This is a genomic window from Nocardia nova (assembly GCF_002933465.1).
In the GTDB taxonomy this organism is placed as follows: Bacteria; Actinomycetota; Actinomycetes; order Mycobacteriales; family Mycobacteriaceae; genus Nocardia; species Nocardia nova_B.
In genome coordinates this window covers 140,896-164,946 of the sequence record NZ_PSZE01000004.1, presented here as the reverse complement: position 1 = coordinate 164,946, position 24,051 = coordinate 140,896, and the positions used below count along the sequence as shown (strand labels likewise).

23 protein-coding genes and 2 pseudogenes are annotated in these 24,051 nt (G+C 67.1%); 11 read left to right on the top strand and 14 right to left on the bottom strand.

The features are described from left to right. Window positions 1-19: 19 nt before the first annotated feature. Genes C5E41_RS06870 through C5E41_RS06855 form a run of 4 tightly spaced genes read right to left on the bottom strand, consistent with a single transcriptional unit; the run spans window position 20 to window position 8,037 of the window. Window positions 20-4,012, bottom strand: a complete 3,993-nt coding sequence (locus tag C5E41_RS06870) for a TIGR02680 family protein (protein WP_104374989.1) — start codon at window positions 4,010-4,012, stop codon at window positions 20-22. Then, window positions 4,009-5,265 carry a TIGR02678 family protein gene (locus C5E41_RS06865; RefSeq protein ID WP_104374988.1) on the bottom strand — a complete coding sequence of 419 codons (1,257 nt, stop codon included), beginning with the start codon at window positions 5,263-5,265 and terminating at the stop codon, window positions 4,009-4,011. Before C5E41_RS06865 ends, C5E41_RS06870 begins: the two co-directional genes overlap by 4 nt. After that, entirely contained in the window at window positions 5,262-6,776 is a 1,515-nt protein-coding gene (locus C5E41_RS06860) for a TIGR02677 family protein (protein ID WP_104374987.1), read from the bottom strand. The genes C5E41_RS06865 and C5E41_RS06860 overlap by 4 nt, the downstream gene beginning before the upstream one ends. Before the next feature lie 49 nt (window positions 6,777-6,825). Continuing rightward, the gene (locus C5E41_RS06855; RefSeq protein WP_104374986.1) at window positions 6,826-8,037 is read right to left on the bottom strand and encodes a TIGR02679 family protein; all 1,212 of its coding nucleotides are present in this window, start codon (window positions 8,035-8,037) and stop codon (window positions 6,826-6,828) included. Between the two features lie 17 nt (window positions 8,038-8,054). Between C5E41_RS06855 and C5E41_RS06850 the strand changes: the two genes are divergently transcribed. The 6 genes from C5E41_RS06850 (at window position 8,055) to C5E41_RS35905 (ending at window position 10,615) form a co-directional block, all read left to right on the top strand. Beyond that, window positions 8,055-8,954 (top strand): GlxA family transcriptional regulator, encoded by a 900-nt coding sequence (locus C5E41_RS06850; protein WP_104374985.1) that lies wholly within the window; start codon window positions 8,055-8,057, stop codon window positions 8,952-8,954. A 14-nt stretch (window positions 8,955-8,968) separates the two neighbouring features. Continuing rightward, window positions 8,969-9,160, top strand: coding sequence for a hypothetical protein (locus C5E41_RS06845; protein WP_104374984.1), 192 nt, complete (start codon window positions 8,969-8,971; stop codon window positions 9,158-9,160). Then, entirely contained in the window at window positions 9,147-9,326 is a 180-nt protein-coding gene (locus C5E41_RS06840) for a hypothetical protein (RefSeq protein WP_104374983.1), read from the top strand. The genes C5E41_RS06845 and C5E41_RS06840 overlap by 14 nt, the downstream gene beginning before the upstream one ends. Before the next feature lies 1 nt (window position 9,327). Continuing rightward, a complete protein-coding gene (locus C5E41_RS06835; RefSeq protein ID WP_104374982.1) occupies window positions 9,328-9,564 on the top strand; it encodes a hypothetical protein in 237 nt (78 codons plus the stop codon). Window positions 9,565-9,692: 128 nt separating this feature from the next. After that, window positions 9,693-10,088 (top strand): hypothetical protein, encoded by a 396-nt coding sequence (locus tag C5E41_RS06830; protein ID WP_104374981.1) that lies wholly within the window; start codon window positions 9,693-9,695, stop codon window positions 10,086-10,088. After that, on the top strand, window positions 10,085-10,615 hold the full coding sequence (locus tag C5E41_RS35905; RefSeq protein WP_219823104.1) for a hypothetical protein: 531 nt from the start codon (window positions 10,085-10,087) through the stop codon (window positions 10,613-10,615). Before C5E41_RS06830 ends, C5E41_RS35905 begins: the two co-directional genes overlap by 4 nt. Before the next feature lie 242 nt (window positions 10,616-10,857). On the opposite strand, the gene C5E41_RS34835 is transcribed toward C5E41_RS35905, so the two are convergent. Then, window positions 10,858-11,466, bottom strand: a complete 609-nt coding sequence (locus tag C5E41_RS34835) for a cytochrome P450 (RefSeq protein ID WP_258080798.1) — start codon at window positions 11,464-11,466, stop codon at window positions 10,858-10,860. 183 nt (window positions 11,467-11,649) lie between these two features. Next, window positions 11,650-12,600 carry a cytochrome P450 gene (locus tag C5E41_RS06820; RefSeq protein WP_258080819.1) on the bottom strand — a complete coding sequence of 317 codons (951 nt, stop codon included), beginning with the start codon at window positions 12,598-12,600 and terminating at the stop codon, window positions 11,650-11,652. 528 nt (window positions 12,601-13,128) lie between these two features. Here C5E41_RS06820 and C5E41_RS06815 point away from each other — a divergent pair. Both C5E41_RS06815 and C5E41_RS06810 read left to right on the top strand, forming a co-directional pair. Further along, window positions 13,129-13,989: a haloalkane dehalogenase gene (locus tag C5E41_RS06815; protein WP_104374978.1), complete on the top strand. Its 861-nt coding sequence runs from the start codon at window positions 13,129-13,131 to the stop codon at window positions 13,987-13,989. Window positions 13,990-14,392: 403 nt separating this feature from the next. Continuing rightward, window positions 14,393-14,836, top strand: coding sequence for a hypothetical protein (locus C5E41_RS06810; RefSeq protein WP_146097479.1), 444 nt, complete (start codon window positions 14,393-14,395; stop codon window positions 14,834-14,836). Here C5E41_RS06810 and C5E41_RS06805 read toward each other — a convergent pair. From C5E41_RS06805 to C5E41_RS06795, 3 genes are all read right to left on the bottom strand, one after another. Beyond that, entirely contained in the window at window positions 14,789-15,133 is a 345-nt protein-coding gene (locus tag C5E41_RS06805; RefSeq protein ID WP_104374976.1) for a hypothetical protein, read from the bottom strand. The two genes, C5E41_RS06810 and C5E41_RS06805, sit on opposite strands and share 48 nt — an antisense overlap. Then, entirely contained in the window at window positions 15,130-16,242 is a 1,113-nt protein-coding gene (locus C5E41_RS06800; RefSeq protein WP_146097478.1) for a hypothetical protein, read from the bottom strand. Before C5E41_RS06800 ends, C5E41_RS06805 begins: the two co-directional genes overlap by 4 nt. Window positions 16,243-16,410: 168 nt before the next feature. Beyond that, window positions 16,411-17,211 (bottom strand): nuclear transport factor 2 family protein, encoded by an 801-nt coding sequence (locus C5E41_RS06795; protein ID WP_104374974.1) that lies wholly within the window; start codon window positions 17,209-17,211, stop codon window positions 16,411-16,413. A gap of 80 nt (window positions 17,212-17,291) precedes the next feature. Here C5E41_RS06795 and C5E41_RS06790 point away from each other — a divergent pair, with 80 nt between their 5' ends. After that, on the top strand, window positions 17,292-18,167 hold the full coding sequence (locus C5E41_RS06790; RefSeq protein WP_219823103.1) for a class I SAM-dependent methyltransferase: 876 nt from the start codon (window positions 17,292-17,294) through the stop codon (window positions 18,165-18,167). 120 nt (window positions 18,168-18,287) lie between these two features. After that, window positions 18,288-18,395 (top strand): annotated as a pseudogene (locus tag C5E41_RS34830) (zinc-binding dehydrogenase); the annotation flags it as partial. An 11-nt stretch (window positions 18,396-18,406) separates the two neighbouring features. Here C5E41_RS34830 and C5E41_RS06780 read toward each other — a convergent pair. The 3 genes and pseudogenes from C5E41_RS06780 to C5E41_RS06770 form a co-directional block, all read right to left on the bottom strand. After that, window positions 18,407-18,709 (bottom strand): annotated as a pseudogene (locus tag C5E41_RS06780) (LLM class flavin-dependent oxidoreductase); the annotation flags it as partial. 210 nt (window positions 18,710-18,919) lie between these two features. Continuing rightward, window positions 18,920-19,258, bottom strand: a complete 339-nt coding sequence (locus C5E41_RS06775) for a 4Fe-4S dicluster domain-containing protein (protein WP_104374972.1) — start codon at window positions 19,256-19,258, stop codon at window positions 18,920-18,922. Beyond that, a complete protein-coding gene (locus C5E41_RS06770; protein ID WP_104374971.1) occupies window positions 19,258-20,853 on the bottom strand; it encodes an FAD-dependent oxidoreductase in 1,596 nt (531 codons plus the stop codon). The genes C5E41_RS06775 and C5E41_RS06770 overlap by 1 nt, the downstream gene beginning before the upstream one ends. A gap of 244 nt (window positions 20,854-21,097) precedes the next feature. Between C5E41_RS06770 and C5E41_RS06760 the strand changes: the two genes are divergently transcribed. Next, window positions 21,098-22,426 (top strand): LLM class flavin-dependent oxidoreductase, encoded by a 1,329-nt coding sequence (locus C5E41_RS06760; protein ID WP_104374969.1) that lies wholly within the window; start codon window positions 21,098-21,100, stop codon window positions 22,424-22,426. Between the two features lie 28 nt (window positions 22,427-22,454). On the opposite strand, the gene C5E41_RS06755 is transcribed toward C5E41_RS06760, so the two are convergent. Further along, the gene (locus C5E41_RS06755) at window positions 22,455-23,831 is read right to left on the bottom strand and encodes a lipase family protein (protein WP_258080797.1); all 1,377 of its coding nucleotides are present in this window, start codon (window positions 23,829-23,831) and stop codon (window positions 22,455-22,457) included. Continuing rightward, a complete protein-coding gene (locus tag C5E41_RS33190) occupies window positions 23,828-24,043 on the bottom strand; it encodes a hypothetical protein (RefSeq protein ID WP_146097477.1) in 216 nt (71 codons plus the stop codon). The genes C5E41_RS06755 and C5E41_RS33190 overlap by 4 nt, the downstream gene beginning before the upstream one ends. Between the last annotated feature and the right edge of the window lie 8 nt (window positions 24,044-24,051).

Genomic DNA, 24,051 nt, shown 5'->3' with positions numbered 1-24,051 from the left:
TCAGGCCGCCGCCTCCCAGCTACGCCGCCGCTTCCAGCTCCGACCCATTCCACGTGAACCGGACTGTCGTCACAGCATTACTGTCGTCGCCCGTGACGATCTGGTGGATGGCGATTCCGCTCAGTTCGGAGTAGGTGCACCATTCGTGGTCGGAGGTGAGGACCAGGTCGAGTGACAGTGCGGACAGCAGGGCGAAGATCTGGCCGCGGTTGGCGGTGTCGACGCCGACGAACACTTCGTCGAGCAGGATCACTCGGGGCGCTGTGGGGCTGGCGTGGTAATGCGCGGCGACAGCCGCGAACAGCGGCAGGTGCAGAGCGATGGCCTTCTCGCCGCCGGAGAGGGCGCCGTGCAGTTTCTTGGTGAGTTCCTGGAAACCCTCCCCGCGTCCACGGTCGATACGGACTGTGAACTGGTGCCATCGGGTGTAGTCGAACACCTCGGCAAGTTGCTGTTCCCAGCTGGTGGCCGAGTCAGCGGCCTTGGCTTCCTCGATGCGGTCACGCAGGAACCTATGCAGGGCTTCACGATCGGCATCATTGAGACGAGCGGGGTCCTTCAAGAGCAACTCGCGGGCCGCGGCAGTGCCCGGTGGCAGGTCCTTACCGACCTGCCACCGCAATTGCACGCCGACGTCGGAGGCGGTGCGCACGCGCGACAGGTGGTCGTTCATGGCGTCGACGAGTGCGTTCGCCTGCCGGATTCTGGAAGCGAGGTGACGGCGGGTGTCACCGGTGAGGGTCTTGTCGAACAGTTCGTGTTCGTGCTGGGTGATGTCGTTGCGGCTCTGGTCGGCTTCTCGCCGCAGGATGTCCTTCAGACCGGCGGCGCCGACACGCACACCGTCGACGACCGCGGTGAAAAGTTGGACGTCGCCGTCTGATTCGAGGTCCAGATCGGCACGAGCGCTCAGTGACGTGCGACATTCGTGCACGGATTCGCTGAGGCGGCGCAGGGCATCGCCGATATTGTTCGCGGTGTGCGGGATGGTTGGCCAGGCAGCCGTCACCCTGCGGGCGGCGTCGAGAGCCGCACGGACGCCGCCGGAACCGGCGAGCAGTTCGCGGAAACTCTCGGAATCAGGGATTTCGGCGTCTGCTGCCAGGTTTCCGCCAGCAAGCTCGCGGAACCGCTGGGCGACGAGGTCGCGCTCGGCGGCCTTGTCCCGGTGAGCCTGCGCGGCGGCGTCGGCCTTGGTGCTCAGCGCGGCTTCTTTACCGGTCCAATCGCGCTCGCGGTTACGTTCGGCGTCCAAAGAATCTGCGGTGGTGGCGATTTCGCTCCGCAACGTCGCGATCTCGTTCAACACCTCGCGGTATTCCATGCCCACGGAATCTTCGACAGCCTGCAATTGCTCACTGGCGTCACGGAGTTCGGATGCAGCGCGCTCTTCGTTTTCGGCGGATCGTTGTGCCTCATCGGCCGCGTCGGCGGCGCTTTCGGCACTGGCTCGCTCGTCGGTCTCGGCATGTTGGAGGTCGCGGCGGTGGTCGAGCCACGTCTGCGCTTTCCCTTGGAACGACTTCAACGCGGCGCGGAGTGCTTCCAATGCCGACAGTTCGGTCGGCAATCCGCTCTCGGCACTGCGCATGTGGAGGTTCTCCAACGCGGCTGTCTGCGCTGCTTGCGCGCTGCGCAGATCGTCGATCGCAGTCCGCACTGCCCGGTCCGCCGAATCCCGGCTGCGGTCCGCTTCCGCGAGGGCCGTCCGGGCGGAGCGAAAGACGCCGCGGTCCGGTTGTGCCCGCACGTCGGCGTCGATCGACCGGCGCCGGTTCGACAGCTCCTCCAGCTTCAGGTCGTAATGCTCGATGCGCCCGTTGATTTCGGCGATGGTGGAGTCGAGTCCGGCGATGCGGCGCTGCCGGTTTCGTCTCCTGGCTTCGACACCGATATAGGTGGCCGCCGATTTGGCCCAGCTACCGTGCAGGTTACCGACGCGCCAGCTGCCGTCCGAGGCGACCGCCATCGCCGGACCATCGGTGAGCGTCCGGCCGAAGGATATGGCTGCCAGCACCTTTCGTACCGACTCGGCTTCCGCTCCGCCCTCGTCATGCACGGTCAGCACATCGGCGAGGGAATCACCGGAAACAGCCCGAACTGCGTCAGGGTCGGCGAAGATATCGTGGCCGATTATCTCGCCTCGGGAGCCGATCCAGGCATCGAGGAGACCGGACGACTCGAGTGCGGCTTCGATCGCCGCGGCCGTGGCGGAATCCAGTGCCGGTGGGAAATCGACCAACTGCCACAGGGGTGCACCGGACATAACGGACCGGTCGGCCGTTCGCCATCCTGGCGCAGTGGGGGGCACGTCCTGTTCGGTGAGCAGCTTCTCACGTTCGGCGGCCGTGCGATCACGCTCCGCAACCGCCTCTTCTTTATCCCGGCGGCAGGCTTCGGTCGCGGCAGCGATGCCCTCGCGTGCGTCGGCGACAGCATCGTTGACACGCTCAGCGAATCCGGTGTCCGAATCCGCGACGGAAACAAGCGACTCGACATCCAGACGCAGTTCGGAGCAGTTCCGCACCCACTCCTCGATTCCGTGCTGCAGCGATTCGAGCGCTCGATCTCGTTCGTCACCGGCGGTGCGCAGTCGCTCATCGGCGGCTGTCAGGTCATCCCGGGCCTGCTCGACACGCTTTTCCGCGGCCTCACTCAACGCCCGCTTCTTCTCGTGCTCCGCGATATCCCGTTCGACCAGCCGAATCCGATCATCGCGCGCCGCAACAGAATTGCGAAGTAGGCCGGAGCAAGCCGACAGTGCCGAACCCGCGGCCATCTCGTCCACAGTGGCGCCCATTCCGCAGGGTAGGGCCGCGTGCCGTACTTCTGTTGCGGCCTGGGCCACAGCTTCCCGCCACGATTCGGCGGCCTCCTGGGCCTGCCGATACCGCCGGGCCGCCGCACCCGCCGCGGCAGCGTCGCGACGGGCCCGCTCCTGGGCACCGTTGTACCATCGTTGCGCCCTTGCTGCGTCCGCACGCAAATCCTCGAGTTTCGCGCCCTCCCGGTAGGCGTGAGACTTCATCAGCCCATCCCGCCGCGAGACGAGCCGGGCATGCGTCTTTTCGAGATCGACCACTTTCTGCTGGATTTCTGCGAGCTGCCGGTTTGCCGCAGTGTGTTGTTCGGAGGCCTCCTTTGCCCGCTCCGACAGACTGTCGAGTTCGGTGGTTACCGTCACCAGTTCCCCGGCATGAGCTCGCAGCACGCGCTGCGCGTACGTGCGCTGCTGATGCGCGAGTTTCGCCACCGCCGCCGATTCCTCATCGAGGCGAGCCAGCCGCTCCCGCTGCGCGTCCAGCCGCTCGAAACCCTCGGCGAGGTCGGCAAGTTCGTCGGTTCCCAAGGGCGGCAGTGCTTTTGACAGCAATGTCGACAACAGTCCGGGATCGAGGCGCTGGGACAATTTCGGCATCCGCAACTGCAGCAGCGCCGTGATGAGAGCGTCGTACCGTTGTTCGGATAGCTCCGGAAACAGGGTGGTGCGCACCGCGTGCCGGTAGTCCGCGGCGTTCTCATAGACGTCGCCGTACTCACCGATCCGGGCATCGAGTTCGGATTTGCCGATCGGCCGTTCCGAATCGGTGAGTACCAGCACTCCTTCTTCGCCTGGCTCGCCGATCCGCTGACCGGTGGTGAAGAAGTCCGGGTGCACGCTGGTGGTCCGGCTGGTGGCCTGCAGTCGGGCACCGCAGGTGAACCAGCGGTCCTGCTGCCGGAATTCGAGCCATACGTAACCGACGCGGGTCACACCGGTGGCGCCCTCCCCCATCAGATTCCAGTGCATCGTTCGTTCATTGGTGCCGAAGGTCGAGAGCCGATTGGCCCGCAGGCTGGCATCGAACAGGAAGGGCAGCAACAACTCGAGCGCCTTGGACTTTCCGCTGCCGTTCGCACCGCGTAACAGCAGCCGGCCCTCGTGAAATTCGAATACTTCGCGGTAGTAGCGCCAGACGTTCAAGATTCCGGCGCGAGTCGGCGTCCAGCGAACCTGAGTGGCAGTGGTCATGACGGCTCCTGGGTGGAATCGGCGATACGAGCCTGCTGCACGCGATAGCGCGCCGCGGCGGGCAGGGGGATGACCAGCCCGGCGGTGGTGGTGCGAACCAGTTGGAACTGGGTGAGCACCGCCAGCGCGTCGGCAACCAAGTCACCGGGACCGTCGTCGGTGCGGTAGGTGCGTGCCCAGCGGGGGAATCGCTGCAACAGTTCCGCCGCGTGACGGCGCAGCTGCTCAACCGCGGTCGGGCCGCTCAGCTCTTCCAGCAGCAGCAACGCGGCGACCTTGGCGGTGGCGGCATCATCGGGGAATTTCTGGTCGGTGGACAGGGCCTCGGGATCCACGAACATCACCCCTTCGGCCCGTTCCTCCAGGACGAAGCCGGCAGTATCGGCGGCTCGTTTCAGCATCTGCCGTCCGGTCGGGGTCGCCAGGTAGGCGCGCTCGGCGTCGGTCAGAGTGTCGAAGTACAGCACGGGGTCGTCGACCAGCCGGCGAAACACACTGTGCCGCAACCAGAGATTACGTTGCGCATCCGGCACTGCCGGCGAATCGGCATGACGACCTCGAGGTTCGGCTGCGGCGCCGTAACGACGCTCCCGGGTCAGTTCACCGAGTATGTCGGGTAGCCGCAGCGGCACCTCCTCGACCGGCACGCCCAATTGCGATGGCCCCGACGTGGTGACCAGCAGCCGCAGCAACAGGGTGTTGTCGACCCGGTAGAGCACCTTCGCCTGCGTCGAATCGACGTAATTGTCCGACGCTCCGTCGACCGTCTCCAGGACTCCGAACGACTCCAAAAGTCGTAGGACGTCGACGAACGCTCGCCGCTCCGTCCGGTCGACCGGGTCGAATCCGCTGATCAGCGGTTCGTTCGCAGTAGCGGCCGCGACATTTCCGGCCAGGATGCCGATCGTGGTCACCGGAACTGTGCAGAGCTCCGCCGCGACGACACACATCAGCACATACCGGCGGCGGTCGAACGGTGCGCGCTGGGAACGATGTCTGCGGGCCGGACGCGTGGGATCGGCACTTGCCCGGACCTTGCGCAACCGCGCGTATCCCACCCGCGGCTCCACGATGAGCCCCCATCCACAGAAGGTGTCGAACCACGCGGCGATCGGCACCCGGCGCCGGCGAACGATGTCGAACCGGTCCGGGGCGGACCTGGCGGTGAGCAGTGGTTCGGCGAGCAGATAGCGGATGCCGCGCCCTACCTCCTCTTTTTCGGCGATCGCTAGCTGATTGGTGAGATCGGTCATCGCTGGACTCCGGCCGCACGAATCTCGACGAGATAGTCCGGGCCGCGGAAGACGCCGTGCGGCAGGCGCAGTTCGGCGACAGCGCCGTCGGTCGCGGGTCGCAGCACGATCTGGATGCGGCCGTCGTGTGCCCGGGCCGAGCGGACGCCCCCGGAACCTGGTGCTGAACCGAGCGCGCGGCCGATCAGGTCGAGGAGGCGCTGGAACATCGCGTGGTCGAGTTGCTCGAATTCCGACAGCCGCCGGGCGGCGCCGCCGGTATCGAGCATGTCCCAGGCAGCCTGGATTTCCGCGCGCTCGGCGATCGCCTTGGCGGCTCGCTCCTTACGCAGGGCCGAAACATCGGGGACAGCGCCCGTCCGTCCCATCCGTTCGGTCTTTCCCGCGCTGCGTAGCAGCGGCGACACCGGCACACCTGGAGCGTCGGCCCACGATGCCGTGTAACTCACCAGCTCCGGGTCCGGGTGGGCCAGATGAGCATGTCGCGCCGAGCTGAGGCCGAAAACCGTGGACCACAGGCGATTCAGATCGTCGTCGGCCGGGATGATCGCGAACCAGCGAGCGAGCTCACGGAAGTCGGCCACCGCATTGCTGGACCGGCGGCGCGATTCGGTGAGGCGATCGAGAACCTGCAAGAGCGTGACGATGGCACGCCGTCCTACCTGTCGCAGCTGATCGACACGTGGCGCGGAGCCGTCGACCGTCAGGAACCAGGCGCGCAACCCTGCCCAGCGGGCCCGGCGCTGATCCAGCCAGGCCGGGCGCGGATCGGTTCCGCTGAAGGCGGGCAGATCGGCACCGGCCAACGCCCGTTGCTGAAGCCGGGCGACACCGAAATCCTCCAGCTGCCGAATCCGGATCGCGATGGTGTGCGCACGGGTATCGAGATCGTCGAGGAACTCCTGCAGGTATGCGACCGTGGCGGCCTTCACTTCGTGGAACACCCCCAGATCCACGCCTTCGGCACGCAGTAAGCGCTGCAACTCACCGTTGAATTGCTTTGTCCCGGAACGCAAGGCCTCCAAGTGCCCCTCCAGCTCGGCGAGCACGACGTAGACCTGCCGGTCGGTGCCGGACTCCACCACCCGAATCAGGTCGGCCAACCGGTCGGCGATCGCGTCCAGCACCGCCGTCTGCAAGGCACCACTCGAGGCGAGAACAGTCAAGGCGTGCACGACTCCGGCGAAGGCCGCCTCCCCCATCCTGGTCAGCGAATACAGCAGGTTGCGGCGTTCGTAGTCGGCTGCGGTGCGGTAGTTCTCCGAATGATTCTGGATGACATCAACCAGATTCCAGGCGCGCAACTGGTCCAGCACCTCGGCCAGTTCGTCGTCGGCGACCGGTTCGAGCCGGCCGACCGAGGGCAACCGGGAACGCAGATCGTCCAGACTCAGCGCGGTCTCGAGATGTTCGTTCGCCTCCCCGAACGCGTGCAGCACCGCGGTATACAGCCCCGAACGCTCCGCGCCGGTGAACCGGAACATCTCCGGCGGGACTCGAATCGGGTCCATGCGCCGTCTCCCCTCGATCAGCGGCCACGATAACGCCGGGCACCGACAACTACAGCGCCAGATCGTCGAGGAGGCTCTCGACGACCCGTTCCTCCGGCACCGCGACCCCGGTTCGCCGCATATGCGAGGCCAGCTCGCTGTCCCAGGGGGCCTCGGACACCCTACCCACCGGGGGCCCGCCCGGACCGACCAACGCCAGGTAGTCCGCGGCACCCATGCGCCAGGGATGCGCACCGGTCCGCGCGATTACGTGGGCGGCAATCCGCAAGCCCTCACCATCGAAATCGCCATGATATTCCAGCCGGGCACCTGCGGCCGCCAGGAGGTCCAAGAGTCGTATACCTGCGCTGGACGGCCAGCCGGCGGTGCATACGATCGGCGGGCAGGACGGCCCGAAGCGTCGCAGCGCGCTCGCGAGCACGCTCGGATTCTCCACCACCCGAACCACTTCCGGCACGACAGTGAGCTGCTGTGCACGGCGCACCTGCTGCAGCGTCAGCGAGGCGGCCGAACCTGCGGCCACGCAGATGCCGAGCACAGCTTCGAGCACCGATCCGGATTCGGCCACGCGTAGTCCGGCGGCGAGAACCGTGGACGAGAGTTCGTCGTCGGCCACGCCCGCCATCTCCCAGAAACCGCGCACCCCGACAGCATCACCAGGCACATCACAGTCGTGGATTACTGCCAGCGCACGAAAAACGATCGCCTGCAACCGAGTTCCGTTGTCCAAGGCGTGTGGGTTACGCACCGTCTGCTCCGCGAACACCGGGAGCGGGGTCCCTGGTGCGGGTATGGCCTGGAGCACTGTCAGGGCGTCGGCCAGCAGGTCGCGCGTTGTGTCCACCGATCCCCCGACCATGCCGGCACGTCGCATGGCGCGGGCCCATTCCCCCAGCGCCGGTTGTGCGCGAACGACCGGGTGAACGTCCAGCCAGTCCCACAACTCCCGCCGCCGACCCGCCTGCTCCGCACGAGCGGCCGACCGATTCTCGATCGGTCCGACGAGTTGTTGCACAACCTGACGGGCTGTCATCCCCACGGCCTCTGCCAATGCGGAGTCGAGCTGATCGACACGAATGCTGCACACCTCGGGCGGCAGCATTGCCATACCCAGCAGATCGGCCAGCGCATCGCGCTCAGCCACGTTCATCGGACCGAATCGAACCGACGTCACCGTGGTGCCGGATTCGAATCGCCGATGCAGCGCCCGCCAGACAATCATCAGATCGGCTGAGAGACCGACCACCGTCCCGCCCGTCATAGGCACCAGTATCCGGTATGGAGCGTTGGCTGTACCCACTCGGCGAGCAGCGGCTACCGCGTGTGATCTACGTGCCGCAGTACTACGAGTTCGAGGTGTGCACGGAGGCGCCGGGGGCGGTGCCGACGACCGCGGGTTATGCGATATCGGTGACGCGGGGATTGGCGGCGCTGAATTCCGCGGACACCGTGATCATTCCGGGGTGGCTGCCGGTGGAGACGCCGCTGTCGGGTCCGGTCCGGCGGGCGCTGGTCCGGGCGCATAGCCGTGGGGCGCGGCTGGTGACGATCTGTTCCGGGGTGTTCGCGTTGGCGCGGACCGGGCTGCTGGACGGTCGTTCGGCCACGACGCACTGGGCTAGGGCCGGGCAGTTGGCGCGGGAGTTTCCGCAGGTTCGGGTGGAGCCGGATCGGTTGTATGTGGACCATGGCGATGTGGCCACGAGTGCGGGAGCGGGCGCCGGAATCGATGTGTGCCTGCACCTGGTTCGCACCGATCACGGTGCCGCGCATGCCGCACTCATCGCGCGGCACATGGTGATGCCGCCTCATCGCGACGGCGGACAGGTTCAGTATGCGCCGCCGTCACCGATCGAGGACGGAGTCGACGGCCTGCTGGAATGGGCCGAGGCGCGGCTCGAGACATCGCTCTCGGTTGCCGATATGGCCGCGCAGCTCAACGTCTCGCCGCGTACGCCGGCGCGACGGTTCGCCGATCAGCTGGGCACCAGCCCGGGTGGGTGGTTGCTGTCGCGTCGAGTGGCACAGGCTCGAATGTTATTGGAGGAGACGGACTTACCTATCGATGCCATCGCCGTCCGGGTCGGCCTCGGCTCGGCGGTAAATCTCCGTCGACGTTTCCACGCTCAGGTCGGCACCACACCGGGGGCATATCGGCGCGCCTTCCGGGGGTCCTGAATTCCCCACCAGGGTTGAGCAAGGTCGGCTCGACGTCGAGGACACCGAGAGTCGAGAACTTCCGGCTAGGCACGGGCGGGGTCACGGCGAAGCTGGTCGACAAAATGCTCGGCCGCCGCCGCGACCGCACCGACGTACTCGACAAGCTCGAGCAGATCTCAGGCCGCCTCGCGGGCGAGCGCCGAGACGCGCATGTCCGCGGCTGAGGCGCGGGTGCGTGAGCTGTCGGCTCAAGCTCGACACATCGCCGAGCGCGACCAGCGCCGCCAGATCGCCGCCGCCCGGCATGCCGCGTGGGACACCCAGGTCGCGGCATCACTGCACGAACTGGGCGTCGTGGTCGCGCCACCCCCACCCCGGGAGGACGTCTGACATGGCCGATCTGCCACCACTCAAATATGGCCGGGCCGTCGGTAGGTTTCTGGCGAACATCGCCGACGGCCCCGTCATCAACACCGGCCCGGAATTCCCGCCCCTTACCGGCACGGTGCGATTCACTGCGGCAGTTCCGAAATTCCTTGTCTACGAGGGCGAGCCGGATCCGGCAACGGTGGTGCAGCTATCCGCGTACTACGAGTGCAGCCTTGACGAATTCGGGTACCTGACGTAGCGAGGCGGACGCGGCATCATGCTCGTGTCGCCGACCGCCGATATCAACCCGATGGGCTGGACGTGGCGCGCCGATTTCGACCTCTATTACGAGGGCGCGAAGGTGCCGATGTCGTCTTCTCGTTCGATGTGCCGGTCTATGTGCCCGGGCCCGATCCTGGGAATCCCGACGAAGGGGCGAGCAGCCTGGTCGACCTCACCAAGGTATCGCCCGTACCGGCATCCAACGGCGAGCGCCTCGACCCGGTCACGGTCCCGCAGATCACCGCGGCGACCGACGCGGCGGCAGCCGCAGCGACCAGCGCGAGCGAGGCCGACGCTGCCCGTGATGCCGCGCAGGCCGCGGTCGATTCGTTCACGTTGGCCGTGGGCACGATCACCACCGGTGCGTCGGACGCCCCGGCATCGCTCACCGTGTCGGGCGGGCCGCCGCACTGGGTGGTCGACGGCGTGCTGCCCAAGGGCGACACCGGCGAACAGGGCCGCCCGCACCGGATGCCACGGCGAGTGTCAAGGGCCTCGTGAAGTTGGCCGGAGACCTCGGCGGCACCGCGGCCGCGCCAACCGTGCAGGTCTCGCGGGCAAGGCCGCGGCTGTGCACATGCACCCCGCATCCCAGATATCCGACTCGACTACCGTGGGTCGAACGGTCCTCACCGCGGCGGATGCTGCGGCGGCCGGGTCCGCGATCGGTGCTGGCAGATCGAGCCTGCAGATTGGCACATCCGGCGCTACCGCATGGGCCGGAAACGACGCTCGACTTGGCGACACCCGCACCCCCCACCATCGGCACATCCCCGTACGACATCCCGATTGTGTTGTGCGGTAAGGACACGGTGCGCGCAACCGGCACAGGAGATTTCCCGTTCGGCCTGAAACTGCAACGGGCGGTCACGATCGACGCGATCAGCGTGCGTTGCATCAGCGCCGCCTCGCCCGGGAACCTCACAGTGGAGATTCGGCAGAACGGAACAGCCCCGTCCGGTGCCAGCCTCGCCGTGGCCGCCGCGAATCAGGTCTCGGGCGGAACTGCGCGGACGGAGGTGCGGTAGGGCGACCGCCACGAAGCTCAAGGAGCCGAGACACCCCGCGACGCTTTCAGCGTGTCCCCTGCGGATGATGCCGAAATCGAGAACGGGATGAATACAAGAAAAGTCAGCGAGAAGAATATGGCTCCAAGAACCGGAGTGCTGCGTGGCCTTTCGCTACCCCATCCGGCGGGCCAAGGCAGTAGCGGGTTAGCTTTCCTTTCGCCACGTTCGCTATCGAGCACCTGGAGTCTCCTCTGCAACAATTAGTGGAAAGGTTGTTCGGCTACGTATCCGCCCGCCTGGCCGCCCAAGAACCCGCCTATGGCTGCGCCACCTGCCGTGCACAGTACTGGCACAACCTTCACCCGCGACGACCTCAACCAGCTCCTGCACCGACTCGGACGCCACGACCTGCACGCACCCCGACCGCTCGCCGCATAACCCCCCGACGAACTAACGGGCGCACCCACTAGGGCGGCCGATCTATCCGGTTCGGCCACGGTATGAACCGAAATCGGGCGCACGAGGAGTAATTCGGCAGCTACGGACAGCTCGCCGATTTCGGTCGTCGTCCGACGTGCCACGGCTAATTCAGTTCGTCCACCATGCGGCGGTTGCACCCGGCCGAAGTCGCGGAGAAAATGGGCCCGCCCACCGTCGAGCGAGGCCATCTTTCGGTCGGTTGCGGTCAGGAGCTTTACGGCACTCGCCGTACCGGGATTTCGCGATGCCCGTTTGGTGACGATGCTCGGAATCGCCCGCAAATCACCAGGATCCACCGCCAGTCCATCTCGGGAGAACCGCGCGAACAGCGCCGGAAGCGCTATCGTCGCCTCGAGCCGGGCCAGCGGTGCACCGAGACAATGGTGCACCCCGTACCCGAACGCGAGGTGTTCTTTCGGCCGCCGCCCCGCATCGAACGCATCGGCGTTGTCGCCGTGCGGTTTCCGATCCCGTCCGCACCGGCCGAGGACGCGATGATCGCATCGCCTCGGTTGATCCGCGCACCCGGGAAATCGGAATCGCCGGCAACACCGATGTCGTCGGACCCTCCATCAGGTGAGACGCATCGGCGGGCATGCGGGAAACACCACCGGCAGGGCTGCCAAGGCACGGTGAAACTGCCCGGTCCTCCAACTCAGTTGCTGCGCAGGAACTTCCGGGTGGATATCCGGAAGCGCATCGAGCAGCAAGTCGATGGCCTGCCGCGCGATCGTCTGCGCAAGGGGCTGTGCCGGGCACGAGTGCGGGCCGACGCCCCACGCCAGGTGAGACCGATTTCCCCGGCGGTCACCGCCGACGATGTGCGGGTCGCTGTTGCATGCGGCCAAGCTGACGACCACCGGCTGATCGGCCGGCAACCACATGTCGCCGATAAGTTGCGGTTGCCGCGGATACGTCATGCAGAAATTGGCCAGCGGCGGATCCGCGAACAGTACCTCGTCGATGGCGTCGCGGGTGTCCATGGCGCCGCTGAGCACGTTGCCGCCGTACTCTTCGTCGGCCATCAGCAGCAGCAGCGTGTTCAGGATCAGATTGCAGGTCGGCTCCGTGCCTGTCGAGAACAACAACGCCGCCTGGTTCATCATCTCCATGGGGTCGAGGCCCTCCGGGTGGGTCAGCAGTCGCGAGGTCAGATCGTCGCCAGGGCGCTCGCGCTTCTGCTCGACCACTCCGAGCAGCGCTTCGAAGAACCGCTGCTGACCTTCTTCGGCGCCGACCCCGTCCACCATCGCGGCCATCCCCTGATAGGCCGTCGATGCGGCGTCTTCGGGGAAGCCCATCAGCTCACTGAGAACCCGAAAGGTCAGGGGAAAGGCGTAATCCATCCGAAGATCGGCGGCACCACGTTCACAGAAGGAATTGATAAGGATGTCGGCGGCGCGCGCGACCGCCTTGTGGACCTTGTGCAAGTCGACGGTTTCCAGCGCGTCGGTGATCGTCCGCCGGTAACGCGCGTGCTCCGCGCCCGCGGTGCGCAGGGCGTTCTGGCGGTAACCCAGCATCGGGATCACCGGGCAGTCCGGCGGAACGTTCTTCTCCCAGCGGCGCGGATCCGCGGGAAAGCGAGCCTCGTCGTTCAAAATCTGCAGCGCCGCTTGATATTCGATCACCAGCGTGGCCGGAACACCGGGCGCCAGCTCGATCGGAACCAGGGGCCCGCGCCCGCGCATGGATTCGTAGGCGCGGTGCGGGTCCGCGGCGAACGCGGCGGAGTCCAGCCGGATCTGTGGTTCCGCGGAGCGCGCCGGCGACCCGTGATCAGCCGGGCGTCCCGTATTCGGCACCGCGTTTGCGTCGTTCAGCATGCGTCCCCCACGCGAGATGTTGTGTGTCCTGTTCGAAGTCCTGCGAAATTGCCTGCCATTCGTTGTATAGGCACGGCGGACACCCTAGCGGAAGCTGTTGTACATCAATGTTTGTGACGAAACAGTCAGCGCGGCAGCAGTCAGGACGGTGACCAGGGCGATTCAGGTCACACAGCGCGCCGGGCAGGCGGCGGCCGGGATAGCCTGGCCCGAAGGGAGGGCAGCATGTTGATCGATTTCGTTCCGAACAAAAGTTTGTACCCGTTCGAATCGCGCTGGTTCGACTCGTCGGCCGGGCGCGTGCACTACATCGACGAAGGTTCCGGGCCGACGATCCTGTTCTGCCACGGGTCTCCGACGTGGAGTTTCCTCTACCGCCACATCGTGACGGGGCTGCGAGATCGGTATCGGTGTGTCGCGGTGGACTATCCGGGGTTCGGATTGTCCGAGCGGCCTTCCGGTTTCGGTTATACGGTCGCGGAGCACACCGCCGTGCTGGGCGAGTTTATCGATCATCTGCGGCTCGACGATTTTATCGTCATGGGACACGATTGGGGCGGCCCCATCGGCTTGGGCGCGGCGGTTGCGCGTGCCGATCGGGTGCGGGGAATCGTGGTGAGTAACACGGTGTTCTGGCCTATCGAAGCGTTGGCGAACAAGGCGTTCAGTGCGATCATGAGCAGCCGTCCGATGCAGCGCCGGATACTCGAGCAGAATTTTCTCATCGAGCGCGTGCTGCTCTCGGAATTGGGCCGCACGCTCAGCGTGGCCGAAGCCGAGCACTATCGCGCGGTGCAGCCCTCCGCGCAGGCGCGGTGCGGGCTCGCGGTGATGCCCCGGGAAATTCGTGCTGCGGCCCCCCTGCTGGCGCGGCTATCCCGAGATGTTCCCGCACTCCTCGGAGACAAGCCGACGCTGGCGGTGTGGGGGATGCGCGACATGGTGTTCCGGCCGAAAGCATGTCTGCCTCGCATACGAGCCGCTTTCGCCGATCTCGAAATAGTCGAATTGCCCGATGCCCGGCACTTCGTCCAGGAACAGGCGCCGGACGCGATCACGACGGCCATCGCGAATCGTTTCCCGTGAGTGGTCGCGTCACAGGAGTAGGCGTGGTACTCCAGCGCATTGCCGACGCGCCGTCCGACACTCCGCACGGTGAACCGAACCGCACGAAGACCTGTGCGGTTGTCGGTCGAACGGCTTATTGTGGACGCCGATCAGCCCAGCGATAATCGGTAGCCGTTCCGCGGCGAGTCGGCCGACCACTCGAACCTGATGAGACCGTGAAGGTTTCGGAAAGCGTGCGATGAACAGGCGTGCTCTTCTTTCACCGTTCGCCACGATGTCGATCTGCTTGCTGACGATGGGGGTTGTCGGGTGCGGTGGTTCGGCCGGCGAGACGGTCGGCGAGGGCGAGGCGGTACCTGGTATTCGACGTGTCGAGACTGCTTCGCCTGCAAGCACATCGGTTGCGTTGTCCGAGGTGGCCGTGCCCGGCACAGCGGTCGCCGATGCCCGGACGTACTTCGCCAACTCCGGCGGGATCGACGGTTACTACTTCACCACACCGACCGGGCGATGGCAGTGCGCGATCATCGTCGGCGGTGACCCGCACATGGCCGGATGTCAGCCTGCGACGAATATCGGAGCGGGAATCGGGGTGAAAGGCGCTCCGACGGTGGAGAGCAGCTACTCCCACAAGCAGGTTCCGCCCGACACGATTCTGATCGAGCGGGGCAGCGAGCCACGTTTCGCCGTACTGAGGCAAGCGGTGTTCCGGCTGGCGCCGGAGGAAGCAAAAGTTCTGCCTTACAACACATCCCTGTCCGCCGACGGCTTCACCTGTACGGCCCGAGACTCCGGCCTCTCGTGCACAGACGACACCTCACGAAGGGGATTCGCCTTCTCCACCGAAGGCTTCTCGATGAACTGACGCGATTTCCGGACGCGGCGTCCCGCTCCGCCCGGGGCGCGGAAGGCTCGTCAGCACACACACCACCAGGCGGTAGACGAGAACGGCCGGCACGATGGTCAGCAGGGCCGATCGCACGACGACCGTCGCGGTCACAGCCAGATAGCCGAATCCCAGCCCGTCGGGTGAGCCGTAGCCGTGCCGCGCCGACAGCGCCGCCGTCACCGCACGCAGGGCGAGGTACAGCACCATCAGGATCAGGGGAATGCGTAGCGGTCGGAGGGCGGCGAGCAGCCGCTCGATGTCGGGACGTTTCATCGCGCGAGCTCCGGACCCGAGGTGAGGAACGCCAGCAGGAGTGCATTGCCGATCACACCGCCGGTCGCGAAACGCAGCCGGTCTCCGCTGCGCACCGGCAGGCCGAGCAGGTCGGTGGTGCGGAACAGCCGGGTGAAAATGTCGCGGTGGCCGAACGCGCGAGCGGGAGCCAAAGCGAAACCCGTGGCGGAGACCGAGATTCCGAGAATCACCGGGCCGCTGTCCATATCGCCGGGGCCGCTGTGTCCATGGCCGTATTCGTGAACAGCGCTGAAGCCGAGAACATTTCGCTCCTGATGGAACAACACGTTCGCCAACTGTGCGGCGAGGGCGCGATCGGCGAAGCCGGCGAAGTAGGCTGCCAGGCCGGTTCCCGACGCGCGGGGGGCGTCGTGGGCGCGGCCGTCGGCACCCATGCGCTGGATGACCAGCCCTGTGCCGCGGTCGATCTGGACGGCGCGAACTTGCTGCGCCCAGTGCTCGAGCACCGCGGTGTGGTCGGCGCCGGTCGCCCGGCCGTGCACCGCGATCGCGGCGGCCACGGCGGCCACGTCGGTCGGATAGGCCTCGCCGGGATACGTGTCGATCAGCGCGGTCGGGGCGGCGAGAAGTCGCCGTTCGAAGGAGGCGACGATCGCGTCGAGTTGCTCGGCGAGATCGGGCGGGAAAGCCGGGTCGACCAGCCGCGCCATCCCGAGCGCCAGAGCGGGATAGGACAGGTAGGCGTGGCCGTGCGCGCTGTCGAGATGGGCGAGGCAGTCCTCGCCGTGCCAGGCATCGGTGAATATCGAACGCATCTGCGGCAGCAGGCTTTTGGTTGCCGCCCGAGTCGCGATCGGAGCGTAGCGGCCTCGCCATTCGGGATGCGCGAGCACCACCTGGGCGAGACCCAAGGCTGTCATCTGGTGCGCGAGCAGTCCCCACATCCCGTCGAGCGCACCAAACCCCGCGGCACGCTGCCGATCGTCCTCGGCTTCGAAGGCCACCAACTCCTCCGCGAGACCGTGCACCCGCACCGAATCCCCGCGAAACCAGGCATCGGCCTCGCGACCACACCACCATCGGGGCAGCAGGCACACCACCGATGCCGCCACGACGAGGCCGGCCACGATGGCAATCGAACGGCGACATCTGATGCTCGCCACACCGGGCCGATCGGACTCCGCAGTGCCCGAGGGTAATTCCATACCTCACCGTACCGGGCGATCGAGCCGCCTCCACCGCCCGAGAGCACCCGTAGGGCCGTTCGCCGGCGAATACGAGCTCAGCGAACCGGTTCAGTCCTCGGCGACGAAGCCGCGCAGCGCGACCAGCTGCCGGCCGTCGACCTCCAGCTCCGCGATACCCCGCTCGGACGGAGTGCGCACACTGACGGTCACGAACCGGCCCGCCGCGATCGTCTTGCCGACCTCGAGCCCGCGCACCCGCTTCACGAATTCGGCGTGCCCCACACCGGAACCGGCCGGCCATTCCACCACCGCGCGCGAGCCGAGTACCGCGCGCACACCGGCGACGTCGCCGCGCCCGGCCGCTTCCAGCAATCCGGTGGCGGCGCGCTTACCCGCCGCGCCGACGCGGGCGAAACCGCGGGTGAAGCCCACAGCGCCACCGACGCCCTGGTTCGCGAACAGCTGCGGGGCGAGTTTCACGGCCGCGCGGAGCCCGCGCCCGCCGGCGGTGAGAAGTTGGCCGACCATGACCGGTAGCTCCCAGTGGGCGTAGAGGCGGCCGATCTTCCATTCACCGCCGACCTCGGTCAGGTCGTAGCGCAGATGCATCGGCACCCGCAGGGTCACACCGGTGGACATGGTGGTGTCGAGGGCGAGGTCGCGATAGGCGCTGGCACCGCGCACGACATCGTGGTCGACGTGGAAGACGATGTCGTTGGGACCGATGAAGGTGTCGTAGAACCGTTCGATCGCCGCGCGGCCGGTGTGCGGGCGCGAGCCGACCGGATCCTCGACCCGGCCCTCGGGTGCGAACAGATCCACCCAGGCCGCACGATCGTGCCCCGCGACCGCCCGCGGGGATCGTTCCACCGTGGCGAGCAGCTCCGCCGCCGACGCATTCGCGGACATCGTTCCTCCAGACTCTCAACCCCCTCCAATCTATAACCTGTTTCAGTTTCTGTACGGGGTAACCAGCGAACCATCGGCAAGTGCGCGAGACGGATCTCGCGATGATCACGCTGCAGCCCGGGCGTACGGTGACCGGTATGCAGGTCGGGCAACCCAGCACAACCGCGATGGCCACCGCACGGGCACGGGCCTATCACCAACTCGCCGACGAACCACGGATCTTCACCGATCCGCTGGCGGTGCGGATCGTGGGTGAGGAAGCGGCCCGCGATAATCCGTTCGACAAGGACGTGGACCCCGAACTGGCCCGGCGGCGCCGGCTGTTCCTGGCCGCGCGCAGTCGCTTCGCCGACGACACCGTCGCGGAGGCGGTCGCCGACGGTGCCCGCCAGGTGGTCGTGCTCGGCGCGGGCATGGATACCGCCGCCTACCGCAATCCCCATGCGGATGTGCAATTCTTCGAAGTCGACCACCCCGACACCCAGGCGTGGAAGCGACATCGCCTGTCGGAAGCGGGAATCGAGGTGCCGGACTCGATGAAATTCTCCCCGGTGGACTTCACCCGCGACAACCTCGCCGACGCGCTGGCACAGGCCGGATTGGATCGCGCCCGCAGCGCGGTGTACGTCTGGCTCGGCGTGGTGGTCTACCTCGAACACGCTGCCATCGCCGAGACGTTGCGCTATATCGCAGGCCAGGGCGGCGGTGCGATCGTGGTGTTCGACTACTCCTACCCACCCGACGCGGGGCAGCAGGCGCGCGGGAAACGCGTTGCGGCCGTCGGGGAACCGTGGATCAGCTTCTTCACCGACGAGCAGATGCGGGGTGAACTGGAGTCGGCCGGATTCACCGACATCGAGGATCTCCCGGGGTTCGCCCTGGTCCGGTCCTATGCCGACCTCCCCGGCACCGGACCGGCGCTGCCTGGTCCACACCTCGTTCGCGCGAGGTCCTGACCGCCGAGCGCGCGCACTGGAACAAATCACCGGCAGACGACGGTTGCCCGAGAGAGTAAGACCGCGAACTCGGGAGGTGCGATGCTGGCGATCGGATTCGAGGAGCCGGGTGGCCCGGAGGGTGCCCTGACCCTGCGTGTGGCCCGAACCTTCCCCGCCGAACAAGCCGAGCAAGCTCACGAATTACTCGAAGCAGGCGGCGTCCGGGGCCGCATCGTCCTCGAATTCCGAAGGGCGCTTTATTCCTTCCGCGGCGGCAGGGGCGGCAACTCGAGGTTGTCGCGGAAGGTCTCGCCCATATAGTCCGAGCCGACGATGCCCCGGCGGCGAAGTTCGGGAAGCAAGCCCTCGAGCAGGAAGTCGCGGTTACGCGGGTCGTCGAGCCCGCCGAGGCCGATCACGTCCAGAACGCCGGCGTTGTAGCGTTCCTGAATCGCGTCGGCGAGTTGGCCGGGCGTGCCGGCGGCCGCCCAGTGGCCGGTGTCCTTGGCGGCGATAATCAACTCGCGCAACGTTTTTCCGGATCGAGCCAGGGCGGTGAACTGACGCCGGTCACGATCTTCAGCGTCCGGCGTCGCGCACTGCTACCCATCCCCCGACGGTATCGATAGCCGTCCTCGCCGCCACCGGTTGCATGCAGCCGGATCGTTTCCGCATTTCGGGAATTATGTTGGGAAACAGTATGTTTCACGACACCGCATACGAGTTGTGCGTACCCAGGCGTGAGCTCGGCCGCCGCAGAGGCGCCCGGCTCATGCTCCCGGGGGCCGCGGCGCCGGGCCGGGCGGAAGTTCCGGACCCACCGCCGTGAGACTGCCCGGCCGGCGCCCCTTCCCCCAGCCGATCTCACGTCGATACGCGCCGATGTGCTCACGCGGGATCGCGTGCCGCGGCGGCAGCGGCGTGGACTGAGGGTCCACGTACAGCGCGTCGGTCGGGCAGTACGCCTCACACATGAAACAGGTCTGGCAGTCGGATTGCCGTGCGATGACCGGGATTCCGTCGTCACCACGGTCGAAGACGTTCGTCGGGCAGACGTCGACGCATGTGTCGCAGGCGATGCAGGCCGGGGCGTGAACCAGTTCGATCATCAGGCCACCGCCGCGACCGCGGGGACATCGGCCGATCGCAGTGCCGCCGCCACCGTCCACACCTCGTCGAGCCCGCCGCTGAGGACGTGGTGGTGCTGTGCGGGATCCAGCTCCGGATGGTCGGCCCATTTGCTCATGCCGCGAGATTCCGTGCGCGCCAACGCGGATCGGTACATGAGCCGCCCGACCGCGGTGATCGCGGCGGCCTGGCGCGCCCGCACCCGCTCGGCGCCGGTGGCCCGCAGCCCCGCGGCCGCCTCCGCCCACACCGCGTCCAGGGCGGCCAGCGCCGGACGGACCCGATCGCCGTGGCGCAGATAGTTCTTCTCGACCGGCAGCAGTTCGGCGCGTGCCACGGCGAGCACCTCGTCCGCACCGATGCGCCCGGACCCGGTGGGCCGCAATCCGGTTCGCCCTGCTCGGGTCAGACCGTCCGGACGGTCACCTCGCTGTGCGAATCGCGCCGCACCCCGGCCCGCCCAGCTGCCCGACGACATCGCCCATGCCGCGTTGTGGCTGCCGCCGCCGGTGAATCCGCCGCAGATGCGTTCGCGGGTGGCCGCGTCGCCCGCGGCATACAGCCCGCTCACCGACGTCGCGCACTCGTCGCTGACCACTTCGATCCCGCCGGTCCCCCGTACCGTTCCCTCGGCCAGCAGATCCACCTCGAAACGCTGGGTGAACGGGTCGATGCCGCGGCGGTCGAATTGAAGGAAGAAGTTCGGCTGTCCGCGCCGCATCTGCTCCCGAGTGACTCGGTCCGCTCGGTCCAGTTGCGCGAACACTCTCTCCTGCAACAGGGTTCGCGCGATGACCGACCGTCCCTGCACCGATCCGGCGCCCTCGAGAACGCTGCCGTCCTCGTGGAAGAAGGTGGCGTAGCGGTAATAGGCGGTCTTGGTGACGGTCGAGCCCTTCGCGGCGATGCCGTAGGCATTGGAGAACTCCATCCCGGAGAATCGGGCGCCCACCTCGGCGGCCATCAGCGCGCCGTCACCGGTGTCGACGTTGGTACCCAGCGCGCGCGAGAGGAAGGCGCAGCCGCCGGTGGCCAGCACCACCGCGCCGGCGCGCACGCGGTAGTCCCGATGCTCGCGCAGCAGGTAGCCGGCCGCGCCGCGGACCGTGCCGTCCCGGTCGACCAGTAGTTCCAGGGCCGGGGCGTGGTCGACGATCCGCACGCCCAACCGCCGCACCCAGGCCCGCATGCGGCGCATGTATTCCGGGCCTTGCACGCCGGTGCGGATCGGGTGGCCGGTGTGGGGATCGACCGGGAACGGGTACCGGCCCTCCTCGGCCAATCGATGCATATTCGCGTAGGTCTGATCGAGCACTCGATCCATCCAGTGGTGGTCGGCGAGAAATCCGCCCAGCTCCTCGCGACTGGCCTTGGCCGCCGCCCGGGCCGCCGGATCCGGCGCCACGTACCAGACACCGGTCCCCGCGGGTGCGGTCGCACCGCTGGTGCCGCAGTACCCCTTGTCGACCAGCACCACCTCGGCACCGGCCTCACGGGCGTGGATCGCGGCCCAACAGGCCGCCGGTCCACCGCCGATCACCAGCACATCGGCATCGATCTGCCATGCCTCGCTCATCGCCGTACTCCTTCGAAACGGGGCCGAAACCGTTGCCGGACACCTGCCCGACAGAAATCGTCGCCGGTGCTCCGGCAGCGGAGAATCCTTACGATCAGCAGGATTCTGTGGCACAGTCGCGGACGCCGGCCGAGTTCGAATCACGCCTCGCGCAAACCGTTTACGCGACCGCAGCCGTTTGGTTGACTGCCGTCGCCCGGTCCGGAGACCGGGATTATCGCGACTATCGGACGGGTGTGCTCGTATGAGTGAACGGCAATTGCATCTGAACGCCTTCATCTATCCCGCGGGCCATCACGAGGCCGCGTGGCGCCATCCCGACAGCCGGCCCGATCGCATCTACGACGTGACCTATTACCAGGAGATCGGCCGCACCGCCGAGGCCGCCACCCTTGATGCGGTGTTCTTCGCCGACGGGCCCGCGCTGCGCACCGATGTGCGCTACAACGCCGCGCCCGGCCTGGAACCGATCACGCTGCTCACCGCGATCGCCTCGGCCACCACCCACCCGGGGCTGATCGCGACCGCGTCGACGACCTATTACGAGCCCTACAATCTGGCGCGACTATTCTCCTCGCTCGATCACATCTCCGGCGGGCGCGCCGGATGGAATATCGTCACCACCGGAACCGATCTCGCCGCAGCCAATTTCGGCCTGGATCGCCACCCCGATCACACCGAACGTTATGCGCGGGCACGCGAATTCGTCGACGCGGTTGTCGGTTTGTGGAACAGCTGGGATGACGACGCGGTGCTCCTCGACCGCGCCGCCGGCATCTACGCCGATCCCGACAAGATCCATCGCATCGATTTCCGCGGCGACTATCTGCGCGTGCGCGGACCGTTCAACGCCGCGCGCACCCCGCAGGGCCATCCGGTGCTGGTGCAGGCCGGCGCCTCCAACGACGGACGAGCCTTCGCGGCCCGCTACGCCGAGGCCATTTTCACCGCCCACCAACGGCTCGAGGACGCCCAGACGTTCTACGCCGATATCAAGCGCCGGGCCCGCGAGTTCGGCCGCGACCCCGAGCATGTGAAGATCCTGCCGGGTATCAGTCCGTTCATCGCCGATACCGAGGCGCAGGCGAAACAGCTGCAACGCGAATTCAACGAGCTGACCGTGCCCGAATACGGTCTCGGGCAGCTGGAAAGCCTGGCCGGGCAATCGTTGCGGAATCTGGCTCTCGACGAACCGGTGCCCGCCGAAGTGTTCGCCGACGCGGGAGATGTGACCGACAACGCGGCCAGCCGCCGGCAGGTGATCGCGGGCATCGTCACCCGCGATCGGCCCACGCTGCGCGGACTGTTGCACCGGCTGGCGGGCGCGCGCGGGCACCGCGTCTTCGCGGGGACGCCCGAACAGGTTGCCGACACTATCGCGGAGTGGTTCCGCCACGGCGCCGCCGACGGATTCAACGTCATGCCGCCCTACTATCCGGGCGGACTCGAGGTATTCACCGGCACGGTGGTGCCGATTCTGCGCAGCCGCGGGCTGTTTCGCACCGAATATTCCGGGAAGACGCTGCGCGAGCATTTCGGGTTACCGCGGCCCGGATCGGCCGCGGCAAACTGAGCGGCCGATCCCGTTCTGCCACAACGCTTCAGCGCGGCGGGCATTCGTCCGGAGCGGGAATTCCCCGTAGCCGTTGGTCGAGCCAGTCGATCGCGCCCGGAAATCCGGCGAACAGCGTGATGGAGTGCTCCCCCAGGTAGGTGCGGAACACCGCGGGGACACCGCGTGCGCACTGCGTCCGGAACAGATCGGTGGATTCCCGCTCGGGAATCCAGATGTCGAAATTGCCATGGTAAATGTACAGTGGCGCAGCGGATTTCCGGCCCCGCAGATCGCTGGCGGCGAAGACTGCGCGGGCCGCGTCGGTGTCGAGCGGCCGGGCGGTATCGGTGGCCACCTCGATCGGGACACCCGTCACGCCCAGCGGCCCGTTGCTGTCACCGCAGGTGTCCTTCACCGGGGAAGTGGCCAGCCATTCCCCCAAGTGGTTCAACTGTTCCAGCAGTTCCGGATGTTCGCGCGCGAAGGCCAATGCGACGACCATCAGAATTCCGGACGCGATATTGCCGTCGAAATGGTGTGCCACCTCACGGTAGTCGGTGACCAGTCCACCCACCGACACCCCGACGATCGACCCCGAAAGTTCGGGGGCGTACTCGCCGAGCAGCATATCCGCCGCATAGGCGGCGATCGCGCCGCCGGAATAGCCGCCGATCGCGAATTTGCTGTCCCCCAACGTCTTCGGCTCGACCGCTCGGACCGCGCGCATCGCGTCGAGGATCACCTGTCCCGCGACATGCGGTTCGGCATAGGCCATCCACGGGCCCTCGTGATCGGGAACCAGAACGCCGTATCCGCGCGAGAGCGCCCACCACGTAGTCGGCGGAAAGAGGTCGCCCGCACTGAATTTGGGGTGCAATCCGTGTGCCAATGCGTAGCCGGGCGTGCAGCGCAGGCCGAGCGAATTGATCGGGATGGCGTTCACCAGCACCGGTCGCTGTCCGGGACCGGCCCAGTTCGCGGCGGGAATGAGTAGAGTCGCCGTGCCGAACGAGGGCGAACCGGTCGCGCCCGTGGAGCGGAATTTCAGCTGCAGAGCGCGGGCGATCGGCACCACGGCCAGCGGCGCGGCCGTCGCCGTCACATCGCGGACCTCGATCGGATCGCCCGGCCGCATGGCGTCGAGTCCGGTCGGCCACTGATCGAACAGCGGGTCGCCGGCCGGCGGCGACAGTACCGACCGCCACAGCGCGGCAAGCTCCGGTCGCAGCTGGGTGTTGGGCGGTGACGGCGCCGGCGGCAGGCTCGGCGCCGGGATCGTGCGATCGATCCACTGCTGCCACTCGGTGGCGTCGCTGGGAGCCGGTCCCTCGTCCGCCCGCCCCAGTGGTGGACGAACCGTCATCGATGCCAGCAGGGCGCATGCCGCCAGCACGACGAGCAGCAGCGGCTGGGCTCGTTTCACAGTAACCTCCACAACAGATCGACCAGCCCCGTGCCAGGGCGGTAGTGACTGGAGCCGAGATCAGGTTCGAAGTACCCGCCGGCCACAACGATATCCCCGGCGGTCGGCACCTGCGCGCAACTGCTCGCGGAGCCGCCGACCGCGTCGGCCACGAGGATGCCGGCGCCGAGGACGACCGCCAGTAGGGCCGATCGGGAGAATCCGCTTGCCACACTGAAAG